The organism is Sphingomonas sp. CL5.1 (assembly GCF_013344685.1).
Classification (GTDB): domain Bacteria; phylum Pseudomonadota; class Alphaproteobacteria; order Sphingomonadales; family Sphingomonadaceae; genus Sphingomonas.
In genome coordinates, this window is sequence record NZ_CP050137.1 from 3,039,035 (window position 1) to 3,052,393 (window position 13,359).

The 13,359-nt window shown below is 69.5% G+C and carries 9 protein-coding genes; 4 read left to right on the plus strand and 5 right to left on the minus strand.

The annotated features are described in order from the left end of the window. Nucleotide 1 precedes the first annotated feature (1 nt). Entirely contained in the window at nt 2-1,648 is a 1,647-nt protein-coding gene (locus F9288_RS14640) for a GGDEF domain-containing phosphodiesterase (protein WP_174837462.1), read from the plus strand. Here F9288_RS14640 and mfd read toward each other — a convergent pair. Together mfd and F9288_RS14650 are read right to left on the minus strand one after the other, a co-directional pair. Continuing rightward, nucleotides 1,599-5,054 (minus strand): transcription-repair coupling factor, encoded by a 3,456-nt coding sequence (gene mfd, locus F9288_RS14645; protein WP_174837463.1) that lies wholly within the window; start codon nt 5,052-5,054, stop codon nt 1,599-1,601. The genes F9288_RS14640 and mfd overlap by 50 nt on opposite strands. A 107-nt stretch (nt 5,055-5,161) precedes the next feature. Further along, a complete protein-coding gene (locus F9288_RS14650) occupies nt 5,162-5,428 on the minus strand; it encodes a succinate dehydrogenase assembly factor 2 (protein ID WP_174837464.1) in 267 nt (88 codons plus the stop codon). 71 nt (nt 5,429-5,499) lie between these two features. On the opposite strand from F9288_RS14650, the gene recG reads away from it, so the two are divergent. Continuing rightward, the gene (gene recG / locus F9288_RS14655) at nt 5,500-7,551 is read left to right on the plus strand and encodes an ATP-dependent DNA helicase RecG (protein ID WP_174837465.1); all 2,052 of its coding nucleotides are present in this window, start codon (nt 5,500-5,502) and stop codon (nt 7,549-7,551) included. 42 nt (nt 7,552-7,593) lie between these two features. On the opposite strand, the gene F9288_RS14660 is transcribed toward recG, so the two are convergent. Then, nucleotides 7,594-8,916, minus strand: coding sequence for a dicarboxylate/amino acid:cation symporter (locus F9288_RS14660; protein WP_174837466.1), 1,323 nt, complete (start codon nt 8,914-8,916; stop codon nt 7,594-7,596). Between the two features lie 95 nt (nt 8,917-9,011). Here F9288_RS14660 and F9288_RS14665 point away from each other — a divergent pair, with 95 nt between their 5' ends. Both F9288_RS14665 and F9288_RS14670 read left to right on the plus strand, forming a co-directional pair. Next, nucleotides 9,012-10,259, plus strand: a complete 1,248-nt coding sequence (locus F9288_RS14665) for a Xaa-Pro peptidase family protein (protein WP_174837467.1) — start codon at nt 9,012-9,014, stop codon at nt 10,257-10,259. A 33-nt stretch (nt 10,260-10,292) separates the two neighbouring features. Beyond that, a complete protein-coding gene (locus tag F9288_RS14670) occupies nt 10,293-11,672 on the plus strand; it encodes a DNA recombination protein RmuC (RefSeq protein WP_174837468.1) in 1,380 nt (459 codons plus the stop codon). 36 nt (nt 11,673-11,708) lie between these two features. On the opposite strand, the gene F9288_RS14675 is transcribed toward F9288_RS14670, so the two are convergent. Then, a complete protein-coding gene (locus F9288_RS14675; RefSeq protein ID WP_254620896.1) occupies nt 11,709-12,371 on the minus strand; it encodes a hypothetical protein in 663 nt (220 codons plus the stop codon). A gap of 91 nt (nt 12,372-12,462) precedes the next feature. After that, a complete protein-coding gene (locus F9288_RS14680; protein WP_174837469.1) occupies nt 12,463-13,347 on the minus strand; it encodes a hypothetical protein in 885 nt (294 codons plus the stop codon). Between the last annotated feature and the right edge of the window lie 12 nt (nt 13,348-13,359).

Sequence of the window (13,359 nt, forward strand, 5' to 3'; positions counted from 1 at the left end):
AATGCAGGGTCAGCCGCCGTTTCCGAAGCCGACAGCCACGATCGCGATCGCGCCCGATGCCGCGCGCGGCGCGCTGGAGCCGCTGCTGGCGGGGGCCGGGTGGATCGCCGCCGATGCTGCGCCGCTGGTGCGACTGGTCGATGCGCGCGCCGGCCTGGCGACTCTCGCCGCGCTGGCGCCGGTCGCCTTCGAGGAACAGGCCGCGCTGGTCGCGATCGTCGCGACGGAGACCGCGGTGAACGCCGCTTTCGACGCCGGCGCCACCCATGCGGTGGTGGGCGACGAGCCGGCCGCTCTGCTGCGGATGCTGCGCTTTGCTGCGCGGCATGCGCGGCGCGTGCGGCGTCAGGCGTTCGCGCGGCGCGTCGATGAAGCCCCGCCCGGCGAGGTCGCGCGTTTCCTCGCGCTGCGCGAGGCGCAGGGGGACACGCTGTCGATGATCGCGATCGGCCTGACGCGCTTCGATATCGTCAATGCCGCCTTCGGCCGTTCGGTGGGAGACGCACTGCTCGCCGCCGCGTTCGCGCGGGTGGTCGATGCGCTGGTGGGGATTCCGCCCGAGGACCGGCAGGTGGTGCGCGGCGACGGCGCGGTGGTGGAGGTGGCGCTGGCGATCGACGCCGATACGCTCCGGGTGATCGTCGCGAGCGTGGAAAGCGCGCTGGCGCGGCCGTTCGATACCGGAGACGCGATGGTCAATCTCGGCGCGCGGATCGGCGTCGCGCGCGGCGGGGCCGCCGCCGACCTGCCGGCGCGGGTGCGCGAGGCGCTGGACGAGGCGCGCGGCGGCGACGGCACGAAGGTATATCAGGCGTCGCGCGTCTATGCCGCGCCGCTGGTGCGGCTTGCGGCGGACCTGCATCGCGCGATCGACCGCGACGAGATCGCGATCCTGTTCCAGCCGCAGGTGACGCTGGCCTCCGGCGCGGTCACCGGGGTGGAGGCGCTGGCGCGGTGGGACCATCCGACGCTCGGCACGCTCGGCGCGGAGACGCTGTTCGCCGCCGCCGACCGCGCCGATCTGGGCGCGGCGCTGTCGGAGCATATCCTGATCCGCTCGCTCGACGCGGTGTCGCGCTGGCCGGCGGCGCTGTCGGCGCTGCGGGTGTCGGTCAACGTCACGGCGGCGGATGTGGCGCGGCCCGATTTCGTCCGGCGCTTCGTGGAGCATGTCGCGGAGAGCGGGGTCGTGCAGCGGCGCGTTACGGCGGAAATCACCGAAACAGGCCTGATCGGAGATCTCGACGTCGCGGCGGTGGCGCTGGGCGCGCTGCGCGAGCACGGGGTGCGGGTCGCGATCGACGATTTCGGCACCGGCTATTCCAGCCTCGCCTATCTGAAGGCGCTGCCGCTCGACTACCTCAAGATCGACCGCAGCCTGACGCGCGATATCGCCGGCGCGGCGCGCGATCGGGTGATCGTGCGCGGGGTGATCGCGATGGCGCACGCGCTGGGCCTCGCGACGATCGCCGAGGGGGTGGAAACGGCGGCCGAGCGCGACCTGCTCGCCGGCGAAGGCTGCGATCTCTACCAGGGCTATCTGTGCGCCGGCCCGCTCGACAGCGAGGCGCTGGCCGCGCTGGTGGCGGGCTGGACGCTCAACCCGCGGCCTTCGCCAATCCCTTCGACAATTGCAGCGCACCGTTGAGCCGCGCATCCGCGTCCGGCCATGAGCGGGTGAGCGCGAATTTCGAATCCGGCCGGAGCTTCGCGATCGCGCCGAGCCGCTGGACATAGGCGAGCAGCCCCTCGACGTTCGGCGGATTGTCGTCGTGGAACGTCACCAACGCGCCCTTCGGCCCGATATCCATCTTCGCGACGCAGGCCTTCTTGGCGTTCATCTTGATCTCGATCACGCGGATCAGGTTCTCGGTGGCGTCGGGCAGCTTGCCGAAACGGTCGATCATCTCGGCGGCGAAGGCTTCCAGGGACTGTTTGTCGTCCAGTTCGTTGAGACGGCGATAGAGGCCCATGCGCAGGTCGAGGTCCGGCACATAATCCTCCGGGATGAGGATCGGCGCATCGACCGTGATCTGCGGCGAGAAATCGCGCGGGCGCTGCGCGAGGCCGCCGGCCTTGGCCTCGAGAATCGCCTCTTCCAGCATCGACTGATAGAGTTCGTAGCCGACTTCCTTGATATGCCCGGACTGCTCGTCGCCGAGCAGATTGCCCGCGCCGCGGATATCGAGATCGTGGCTGGCGAGCTGGAAGCCCGCGCCGAGCGAATCGAGGTCGGACAGTACCTTCAGGCGCTTCTCCGCCGCATCGGTCATCTGCCGCTCCGGCGGCGTCACCAGATAGGCGTAGGCGCGCGTCTTGGACCGCCCGACGCGGCCGCGAAGCTGGTAGAGCTGGGCAAGGCCGAAACGATCCGCGCGGTTGACGATCATCGTGTTGGCGGAGGGGATGTCGATCCCGCTCTCGATGATCGAGGTGGAGACGAGCACCTCGAACTTCCGGTCGTAGAAGGCGCTCATCCGCTCCTCCACCTCGCCCGGCGCCATCTGCCCGTGCGCGACGACATAGCGGATTTCGGGCACCTCGTTGCGGAGATACTCCTCGATATCCGGCAGGTCGGCGATGCGCGGGGTGACGAGGAAGCTCTGGCCGCCGCGATAATGTTCGCGCAGCAATGCCTCGCGCAGCACCACCGGGTCCCACGGCATCACATAGGTGCGCACCGCGAGGCGATCGACCGGCGGCGTCTGGATCACCGAAAGCTCGCGCAGGCCGGACATCGCCATCTGCAGGGTGCGCGGGATCGGCGTGGCGGTGAGGGTGAGGACATGCACGTCGCTCTTCAGCGCCTTCAGCCGCTCCTTGTGGGTGACGCCGAAGCGCTGCTCCTCATCGACGATGACGAGGCCGAGCCGCTTGAACTCCACGGCTTTCGCGAGGATCGCGTGGGTGCCGATCACGATATCGATATCGCCCGACGCCACCCGCTCGCGCGTCGCCTTCGCCTCGGTCGCGGAGACCAAGCGGGAGAGGCGGCCGATGTTGACCGGGAAGCCTTCGAACCGCGCGACGAAATTCTGGTAATGCTGGCGCGCGAGCAGGGTCGTCGGGCAGACCACCGCCACCTGCATCCCCGCCATCGCCGCGACGAAGGCCGCGCGCAGCGCCACCTCCGTCTTGCCGAAGCCGACATCGCCGACGATCAGCCGGTCCATCGGCTTGCCGGCGGATAGGTCGCCCAGCACGTCCTCGATCGCGCGATCCTGATCGTCGGTTTCCTCATAGGGGAAGCGATCGACGAAGGTGGGATAGCCGCTCGAATCCGGCTCTGCGACCTCGCCCGAGCGAAGCGCGCGTTCGGCGGCGACCGCGATCAGCTCGCCAGCGATCTCGCGGATGCGCTCCTTCATTCGCGACTTGCGCCGCTGCCACGCCTCGCCGCCGAGCCTGTCGAGCGCCGCGCCCTCCTCGCTGGAGCCGTAGCGCGAGAGGACTTCGAGATTTTCGACCGGAACGTAGAGCTTGTCGCCGCCCGCATAGGTGAGCGCGACGCAATCATGCGGCGCGTTGCCGACCGGGATCGAGGTCAGTCCCTCATAGCGCCCGATGCCGTGATCGACATGCACCACCAGATCGCCCGGCGAGAGCGTCGCCAGCTCGGCGAGGAAGGCGTCGGCGGATTTGCGGCGTTTCTGGCGGCGGACGAGCCGGTCGCCGAGCATGTCCTGCTCGGTCAGCACCGCGACGCGCGGCGCGGTGAAGCCGTGATCGAGCGGCAGGACGACCAAAGCGACCTGCGTCTCGCCGACGCCCAGCGCCTCATGCCACGTATCGACCGGCTTGGCACCGTTCAGGCCGTGGTCCTTGAGCAGGTTGCCGAGCCGGTCGCGCGCGCCGCCGGAATAGCTCGCCAGCACCGGCTTGCGGCCGTCCTTGCGCAGCTTCGCGACATGCGCGACCACCGCCTCATAGACGTTCGCGCCCGATGCGCGCTCGGGCGCGAAATCGCGCGCGCCGTCGACGCCGAAATCCACCACGCGCGCGGATTCCGGCTCGTGGAACGGCGTGGTGACGTGCGCCGTCGACGCTTCCAGCGCCGCGCGCCATTCGCCGTCGTCGAGGTAGAGCGTCTTCGCGGGCAGCGCGCGATAGCTGCCGGGCTGGGCGGCCTCGGCGCGCTTGCGGTTCTCGTAATAGTCCGCGATCGATTCGAGGCGCGACTCAGCGGCGGCGGTGACGCCATTGTCGCGCACCACCAGCGCGTCCTCGCCGATATGGTCGAAGATGGTGGCGAGCTTCTCCTCGAACAGCGGGAGCCAATGCTCCATCCCTGCCAGCCGCCGTCCGTCACTCACCGCCTGATAGAGCGGATCGCCCGTCGCGGTCGCGCCGAACGTCTCGCGATATCGGCTGCGGAAGCGCTTCACGCTGTCCTCGTCCAGCAGCGCTTCGGACGCGGGGAGCAGGGTGAAGCCGTCGATCCGCCCGGTGGTGCGCTGGTCGGCAGGGTCGAAGGTGCGGACGCTCTCGATCTCGTCGCCGAAGAAATCGAGCCGCAGCCCTTGAACCTCCCCGCTCGGGAACAGATCAACGATCCCGCCCCGGATGGCATATTCGCCCGCGTCATGCACCGTGTCGGTGCGGACGTAGCCGTTAGCCTGAAGCAGCGCGGCGAGCCGGTCGCGGCCGATCCGCTCGCCCGGCTTCAGGTTCGCGACGAGCTGGCGGATGCGGAACGGGGTGAGCGTGCGCTGCGTCGCGGCGTTGGTGGTGGTGAGGACGAGCTGCGGCCCACGCGGCTTCTGTTGCAGGCGATGGAGCGCGCCGATCCGCTCCGCCATCACGCGCAGGGTGGGGGAGGCGCGGTCGTAGGGCAGGCAGTCCCACGCCGGGAACTCGATCACTTCCAGTTCCGGCGCGAAAAAGGGCGCGGTGGCGGCGATCGCGCGCATCGCGGCCTCGTCCGGCGCGACGAACACCGCCCGGCGCGGCGCGGCGCGCGCGAGGTCCGCCAGCAGCGAGGGCAGGAAGCCCGCCGGCACGCCTGCGAGAGTCAGCACTTCGGTGGCGGAGAGGATCTGTTTGAGTTCGGGCATGATTTTCTTCATAATTCGTCACCCCGGCGGAAGCTGGGGTCGCGTGCCACAGGGGGCACGCCTGCCGCCTGAGACCCCAGCTTCCGCTGGGGTGACGGTAGCGCCTGTTACTCGGGCACCTGCACGTAGTTCAGCGCGCGCATCGCCTGCATCATCGGCCCGTCCCATTCGGGCGGGCAGGGGATGGAGCCGATCGCCCAGCCCATGATGTCCACGTCCTGCTCCTCCAGCAATGTCTCGAACCAGTCGAGCTGCTCTGCGCTCCAGTTCGCGTGGTGCGCATCGAAAAAACCGCCGATCATCAGGTCGGCTTCGCGCGTGCCACGGTGCCAGGCGCGGAAGCGCAGGCGTTTCAGGCGGATTTCGTGGTCCATCGGTCCTCAACGTCAATTGCCCGGCGGGCGCTGGCGGCGCGCGTCGGGTGCGGGTAAGGCGCTATCTAGGCATGAGACCCGATATCCTCAATCCGCTGTTCGCCGAAGTCACCGCGCTGAAGGGCGTGGGGCCGGCGCTGGCGAAGCCGCTGGAGCGGCTGGGGATCGCGCGGGTGGTGGATGTGTTGTTCCATTTGCCGACCGGCTGGATCGACCGATGGCCGCGCGACTCACTCGATGCGAGCGACGCCGGGCGGACGATCGCGATCACGCTGACCCCACGCGATATCCGCAGCACCGGCTCCGCCCGCGCGCCGACGCGGGTGAGCGCTACCGACGTTGCGGGCAATCACGTCAGCCTCGTCTATTTCGGCGGATCGTCGGGCTGGGTGAAGAAGCTCTATCCGCTGGGCGAGCCGGTGCGCGTCTCCGGCAAGCTGGAGACTTATGGGCAGGAGCTCCAGATCATCCACCCGGAGATCGAGGGCGAGGAGGGCTTCCGCGAGCGCGAGCCGATCTATCCTTTGTCCGAAGGCATCACCTCGCGCCGCATCGCCGGGATGGTGGAGCAGGCGCTGGCCCGCGCGCCGGACTTGCCCGAATGGATCGAGCCGGGGCTGAAGACGAAGCGCGGCTGGCCCGACTGGCGCGACGCACTCGCTCGCATCCATGCCGATCCCGCCGATCAGGTGGCGCGGACGCGGCTCGGCTATGACGAGGTGTTCGCCAACCAGCTCGCGCTGATGCTGGTCCGCGCGGATTCGCGGCGACGGCGCGGGCGGTCGCTGGGCGGCGACGGGCGGCTGCGCGATATGCTCCAGCTCCCCTATGCGCTGACGGGCGCGCAGGCGCGGACGGTGCGCGAGATCGAGGGCGATCTGGCGCAGGAGGCACCGATGCTCCGCCTGCTGCAAGGCGATGTGGGGTCGGGCAAGACGCTCGTGGCGGCAATGGCGCTGCTGGTCGCGGTGGAGGCGGGCGCGCAGGGGGCGATGCTCGCGCCGACCGAAATCCTCGCCCGCCAGCATTATGAGACGTTGCGCCGCACGCTCGCCGGCTTGCCGGTGGAGATCGCGGTGCTCACCGGCCGCGACAAGGGCCGCGCGCGCGAGGCGACGCTGATGGGGCTGGCGGACGGCTCGATCCATATCCTCGTCGGCACGCACGCGATCTTCCAGGAGGCGGTCGGCTATCGCGACCTCGGCCTCGTGGTGGTGGACGAGCAGCATCGCTTCGGCGTCGCGGAGCGGATGGCGCTCACCGCCAAGGGCCGCGTCACGCCGCACCTGCTGGCGATGACCGCGACGCCGATCCCGCGCACGCTCACCCTCGCGCAATATGGCGAGATGGACCAGAGCCGGCTCGACGAGATGCCGCCGGGCCGCGAGCCGGTCGAGACGCGCGTCATCAGCGAGGAGCGGCTGGACGAGGTGGTCAACGCGCTCGGCCGGCACCTGTCGGAGGGGAAGCAGGCTTATTGGGTCTGTCCCTTGGTCGAGGAGAGCGAGAAGACCGACCTCGCCGCCGCCGAGGCGCGCGCCGCAGCGCTGGCGGGCCGCTTCGGGGATCGCGTCGGATTAGTCCACGGGCGGATGAAGGGGCCGGAGAAGGATGCGGTGATGGCTGCCTTCGCCGCCGGCCGCCACGGCGTATTGGTCGCGACCACGGTGATCGAGGTGGGGGTGGACGTGCCCAACGCCACGCTCATCGTGATCGAGCATGCCGACCGCTTCGGCCTTGCCCAGCTCCACCAGTTGCGCGGGCGCGTCGGGCGTGGCGGGGGGCATTCGGTATGCCTGCTGCTGCGCGGCAATGTGCTCTCCGAAACCTCGCGCGCGCGGCTCGCGCTGATGCGCGAGACGAACGACGGCTTCCGCATCGCGGAGGAGGATTTGCGGCTGCGCGGCGCGGGCGAATTGCTCGGCACGCGGCAATCGGGGGAGGCGGCGTTCAGGCTCGCGACGCCGGAGCAACTCGGCGAGCTGCTCCAGCCGGCTACCGACGATGCGCGGCTGCTGATCGATCGCGACGGCGGCCTCTCGGGCGAGCGCGGGCAGGCCGCGCGCACCGCGCTCTATCTGTTCGAACGCGACGCGGGGGTGGCGCTGCTGCGATCGGGGTGAGCCTGTCGTCATGCCGGACTTGATCCGGCATGACGGTGAGAATCAAATATCCCGGAAGCTGTCCACGTCCCGCGCCGGGCCGTTGCCGCGCGGCGCATGGGGTGGCTCGCTGTCGACCGGCTCGGGCGGATCGAAGCCGCCCTCCCATTTCGCGACCACCGCGCTCGCCACCGCATTGCCGACCACGTTGGTCGCGCTGCGCCCCATGTCGAGGAAATGGTCCACCGCGAGGATCAGCAGCAGCCCGGCCTCGGGGATATTGAACATCGGCATGGTCGCCGCGATCACCACGAGGCTGGCGCGCGGCACGCCGGCGATGCCCTTCGAGGTCACCATTAGCACCAGCAGCATCGTGATCTGCGTCGCGATCGGCAGATGGATGCCATATGCCTGCGCCACGAACAGGCTGGCGAAGCCCATGTAGATCATCGATCCGTCGAGGTTGAACGAATAGCCCAGCGGCAGCACGAAGCTGGCCACGCGCGGCGGCACGCCGAACCGGTCCAGCGCCTCCAGCATCCGGGGATAGGCGGCCTCCGACGAGGCGGTGGAGAAGGCGACCAGCAAAGGCTCGCGCACGTAGCGCACCAGTTCCCTGATCCGCCCGCCGATGAACAGGAAGCCGATGCCGAGCAGCACCAGCCACAGGATGAACATCGAGAGGTAGAAGGTGCCCATGAAATAGGCGAGCTGCCCGATCACCTTCGGCCCGCGCTCGGTGAGCGTACCCGCCACGGCGGCGAACACCGCGAACGGGGCGAAGCGCATCACATAGTCGGTGATCTGGAGCATCACATGCACCAGCGCGTCGATCGCGCCGACCAGCGGCTTCGCCTTCTCGCCGACCGCGGTGATCGCGACGCCGACGAACAGCGAGAAGATCACGATCTGGAGGATCTCGTTCTTCGCCATCGCGTCGACCATCGAGGTCGGGAAGATATGCGAGATGAAGTCCTTGAGGTTGAAGGCCGATGTCTCCAGCCCCGTGCCAGCCGTCGTAGGCGGCAGCGGCAGGTTCACGCCCACGCCCGGCTGGAAGATGTTGACCAGCACCAGCCCCAGGGTGAGCGACAGCAGGCTGGCGCAGACGAACCAGCCGATGCTCCGCGCGCCGATCCGCCCCAGCGCCGCCGTATCCCCCATCTGCGCAATGCCGGAGACGAGCGTCGCGAAGACGAGCGGCGCGATGATCATCTTGATCAGCCGCAGGAAAACGGTGGTGACGATCGAGAAATAGCCCGCCAGCGTCTCAAGGCGTGCCTGCGAGGCGGCCCCGCCGTCGCCGATCGTGGTGTTGAGCACCAGACCGCAGACGAGGCCGAGCACCAGCGCGATCATGATATAGGTGGTGAGCCGCTTGCCCATCGATACTCCCGGAGAAAATTGGTTCGCCCGCAAAGGGGATTGCGGCCGCTCGGTCAAGCACCCTATCGTCTTCGCTTATGCTGATCGACCGCTTTATGCCGACGCGCCGGGGCCTGCTGGGCGCCGCCGCCCTGCTGCCGCTCGCCAATCTCGCGGGGGTGGTGCGCGCCGCCGAACCCGATCTTGCCGGGCTGAAGGACATCACCACCGGCGTGAAGCCGATCGACGCGGCGGAGCGCGCGGGCCGGCTGCAACGCGCGCAGGCGCTGATGCGGCGGCACGGCATCGGCGCGGTGGTGATCGAGCCGGGATCGAGCCTGATTTATTTCACCGGCGTCGCCTGGTGGCGCAGCGAGCGGCTGACGGCGGCGATCATCCCGGCGGAGGGGGAGCCGTGCATCGTCACGCCCTTCTTCGAGGAGCCGTCGATCCGCGAGACGCTCGCCGTTCCGGCCGAGGTGCGCGTGTGGCAGGAGGATCAGGACCCGCTCGCGGTGGTCGCCGGCTTCCTGCGCGATCGCAAGCTGGCCGGGCGGCCGGTGGGGATCGAGGAGACGGCGCGATTCTTCGCCTTCGACGGGCTGGCGCTGCAATTGCCCGAGGCGAAGCTGGTCTCCGCCAATCCGGTCGTGCGCGGTTGTCGTATGCTGAAGACGCCGGCGGAACTCGCGCTGATGCAGGCCGCGACCGACGTGACGATCGCCGCCTATCGCTGGATCCATCCGCGCGTCGAAAAAGGGATGACCGGGCCGGAGGTGAGCGCGCTGATGGTCGCCGCGACGCGCCGGCTCGGCGGCACGGCCGACGACGCGATGGTGCTGATCGGCGAGGCTTCGGCCTATCCGCACGGCAGCCGCGAGGTGCATCGCGTCGCGGACGGGCAGGTGGTGCTGATGGACTGCGGCTGCACTGTGCAGGGCTATCATTCCGATATCTCGCGTACCTGGGTGCATGGCAGCGCCAGCGCCGCGCAGCGCAAGGTGTGGGACCAGGTGGCCGAAGGTCAGCGCATCGCGCTGGCGGCGGCGAAGATCGGCGCGCCGGCCGGGACGGTCGATGACGCGGTGCGCGGGGCTTATGCCAAATGGGGCTATGGCCCCGGCTACAAGCTGCCCGGCTTGTCGCACCGTACCGGGCACGGCATCGGCATGGACGGGCACGAGCCGGTCAATCTCGTCCACGGCGAGGCGATGCCGCTGGCGGCGGGCATGTGCTTCTCGAACGAGCCGGGCATCTACATCCCCGGCCAGTTTGGCGTGCGGCTGGAGGATTGCTTCCACATGACGGCGGAGGGACCGCGCTGGTTCAGCACGCCGCCCGCCTCCATCGACGCGCCGGTATAGACATAGCGTCGTCGTTCCGATTATGTTCCGGCGATGATCGAGACGGCCGCCATCGCCCTTGTCGCCCTCCTCGCCGGCCTCGCGCTCGGCTGGTTCGTCGCGCGGCGCGATATGGCCGGCCTCCGCGCGGAGCGCGACCAGCGGGCGGAGGAGTTCAGGAAGGCGATCGTCGATCTCGCCGCCGCGACCGAGCGGGCAAAGGCTGCCGATCTGCTGCGCGGCGAACTGGAGGCGATCCGCGGCGAGCGCGACATGGCGCGCACCGAGCTTGCCCGGCGCGAGACGGAGGCGGCGGCGTTCGAGGCGCGGATCGCCGAGTTCAAGGCCGCGAAGGACGACATGGCGGGCCGTTTCCGCGAGGTCGCCGGCACGCTGCTGGGCGAGGCACAGAAGGCGTTCCTCGAGCGCGCCGACGAGCGTTTCCGCCAGTCCGAGGAAAGCGCGGGGCAGGGGCTTAAGGCGTTGCTCCAGCCGGTGACGGAACGGCTTCAGCGCTACGAGGAAGGCGTCGCCAAGGTCGAAGCGGAGCGGCGCGATGCGTTCGGCTCGCTCTACGGCCAGATCGAGGCGATGCGCGTCGGGCAGGAATCGGTGCGGGCGGAGGCGCAGAAGCTGGTCAACGCGCTGCGCGCCGCGCCCAAGGCGCGGGGCCGCTGGGGCGAGCAGCAGCTCCGCAACGTGCTGGAGACGTGCGGCCTCGCCGAACATGCCGATTTCGCGATGGAGGTCAGCATCACCGGCGACGACGGCGAGCGGCTGCGCCCCGACGCGGTGGTGCGCGTGCCTGGCGGCAAGTCGCTGGTGATCGACGCCAAGGTGTCGCTCAACGCCTATCAGGACGCCTTCGCGGCGGTGGACGAGAAGGAGCGGCAGATCGGCCTCACCGCCCATGCCAATGCGATGCGCGCGCACGTCAACACATTGGGCGCTAAGGCCTATTGGAGTCAGTTCCCCGATGCGCCCGATTACGTCATCATGTTCGTGCCGGGCGAGCATTTCCTCTCCGCCGCGCTGGAGCACGACCCTACCTTGTGGGACGCCGCGTTCGAGAAGCGCGTGCTGCTCGCGACGCCGACCAACCTGATCGCGATCGCGCGAACCGTTTCGGCGGTATGGCGGCAGGAGAAGCTGGCGAGCGAGGCGCGGCAGATCGGCGCGCTCGGCAAGGAGCTGTATGACCGGCTGGCCAAGGCGGTCGGTGACCTGCGCGTGGTGGGCAGCGGCCTCAATACCGCCGTCAAGAATTACAACACCTTCGTCAGCAGCTTCGAGACGCGCGCGCTGGTCAGCGCCCGCAAGCTGCGCGACCTCAATATCGAGCCGGGCGCGCGCGATATCGAGACGATCGCTCCGGTGGAACTGCTCGCCGGCCATGCCGGGGAGGATGAGCCGGACCGGCTGGCGGCCGAATAGGGCGGGCAGGCCGGGACTTCCGCTCGGGGAGTCGCCTCAATGTCCGCGTCGCGCGGAGGCGCGGGCGTCGAGCAATTGCCACAGGCCGCGATGCTGGGCGAGCAGTTGCTGCGCACCGAAAGTGACGGCGCGGCGCACCGTCACGCCACCATCCAGTCCGTCGAGCATCGCGATCGTTTCACGATCGGTCGGCAGGAGACTGCGCTCGGGAACGACGCCGACGCGCTCGCCGGCGATCGCCAGGATACGGCGGATCGCGGTCCAGTCGAGCAGGAAAGCCGCCGCCGCGCCGATCGCGCAGCCGGCGCGATGCGATTCCGCCAGCATCGTCAGCGCATGGCGCTGCGCCACGATGGTCGCCTCCGATTCGGCCTGGCCCGGCGTCGAGGGAAGTGGGCCGACGGCCGCCGTCAGCGTCGCGAGCATGGCCCGTTCGTCGTCGAAGGCGGTCGCGATATCGATCAGCCACTGCCGCGTCGCGCCGGCCGTGCCGGGCGCGGCGCTCGCCTGCTCGATCATGCTGGGCGCCATGCCATGAAGCGCGCACAGCGCATGGACCGCATCGGCGAGATCGCGCAGCGGCGTTGCCGGATAGGCGAGTGCGACCGGCCAGCTCGCATTACCCGTCCCGTCCGCGTCGACCAGCGCGGCGATGGACTCGCCCAGAAGGGCAGGGGTGGAAGTCGATACTGTCTGCACAATCGTCCCTCTTGCGGCACGTTTCGTCGCGGCATTCCCGCGATCAACGCTGAATTGGGGGCCTTCTAGCAGGATGATGTAAAGACAGGGTTTATGTCGCGTCGCGAACGATGGTAGCGGCCAGCTCCTCAATCCGCCCCGCGACCATCACCGGGGCCAGCCCGATCACCACCGGCGTCGGCGCGGCATCGCGGGCGAGGCACTCCGCCGCGATCCGGCACGAGCCGCCGCCGCTCGCCACCGCGTCCACCGCCTCGCCCGCCGCGACCCGGCTGCCGACCGTCAGCAGCGAGGTGAAGCGCGCGCTCGCCAGCGCGTCGGCGGCGATCCCGGTAAGCGCCGCCAGTTCCGGCGACGGCGCGATGACATAGCCGCGCAGGCTGAGCCTGACAGCGATCGCCCCCGCTGCGGCGCTCGCCATGCCCGTCGCGATCAGAAGCGCGCGCGCCGCCGCGAGTTCCTGTTCCGTCGTCAGGTCGATCGCGCGGAGCAGGCAGCCGTCCGGAAAGGGCGAAAGATCGCAGCGCAGCCGCCGCGTGGGGAAAGCCTCGGGGATGATCTCGATCGATTCGGCAATGCCGCTGCCGATGACGCGGCGGATCGCGTCGTCCAGCAATTCCCCGCCGGCCAGCGCCAGCCCGGCCGGCTTGCTTCCGGTGCGAACCGCCGCGCCGAACCGGGGCAGCGCCGCCCTGCTCGCCAGCGTCACGCGGCCCTCGCGGTCCAGGATCAGCGTGATCGTATCGCCGGCATCGAGCAAGGTTTCCAGCGCGCCGTCGTTTGCTCGCGCGGCGAGCGGCGTGCATAGCGCTTCCATCACCTCGACCGAGGTGAGGACGAAGCGCGGGCGGCCGCGATGCAGGATATAGACCGGGGCACGCGCCGCGCGTTCCTGCCATAACCCGAAGTGGCGGACGAGTTGCGAGGCGGTCACGCATTGCCCCTCGCTACGGCGGATCGGTTCGGCGTCGCTCATGCGGCGAATCTG

Excerpts from the sequence above, each read along its gene's own strand:
- F9288_RS14640 (WP_174837462.1), top strand. The coding sequence starts at position 2 with ATGCAGGGTCAGCCGCCGTTTCCGAAGCCGACAGCCACGATCGCGATC.
- mfd (WP_174837463.1), bottom strand. The coding sequence starts at position 5,054 with ATGCCCGAACTCAAACAGATCCTCTCCGCCACCGAAGTGCTGACTCTC.
- F9288_RS14650 (WP_174837464.1), bottom strand. The coding sequence starts at position 5,428 with ATGGACCACGAAATCCGCCTGAAACGCCTGCGCTTCCGCGCCTGGCAC.
- recG (WP_174837465.1), top strand. The coding sequence starts at position 5,500 with ATGAGACCCGATATCCTCAATCCGCTGTTCGCCGAAGTCACCGCGCTG.
- F9288_RS14660 (WP_174837466.1), bottom strand. The coding sequence starts at position 8,916 with ATGGGCAAGCGGCTCACCACCTATATCATGATCGCGCTGGTGCTCGGC.
- F9288_RS14665 (WP_174837467.1), top strand. The coding sequence starts at position 9,012 with ATGCCGACGCGCCGGGGCCTGCTGGGCGCCGCCGCCCTGCTGCCGCTC.
- F9288_RS14670 (WP_174837468.1), top strand. The coding sequence starts at position 10,293 with ATGATCGAGACGGCCGCCATCGCCCTTGTCGCCCTCCTCGCCGGCCTC.
- F9288_RS14680 (WP_174837469.1), bottom strand. The coding sequence starts at position 13,347 with ATGAGCGACGCCGAACCGATCCGCCGTAGCGAGGGGCAATGCGTGACC.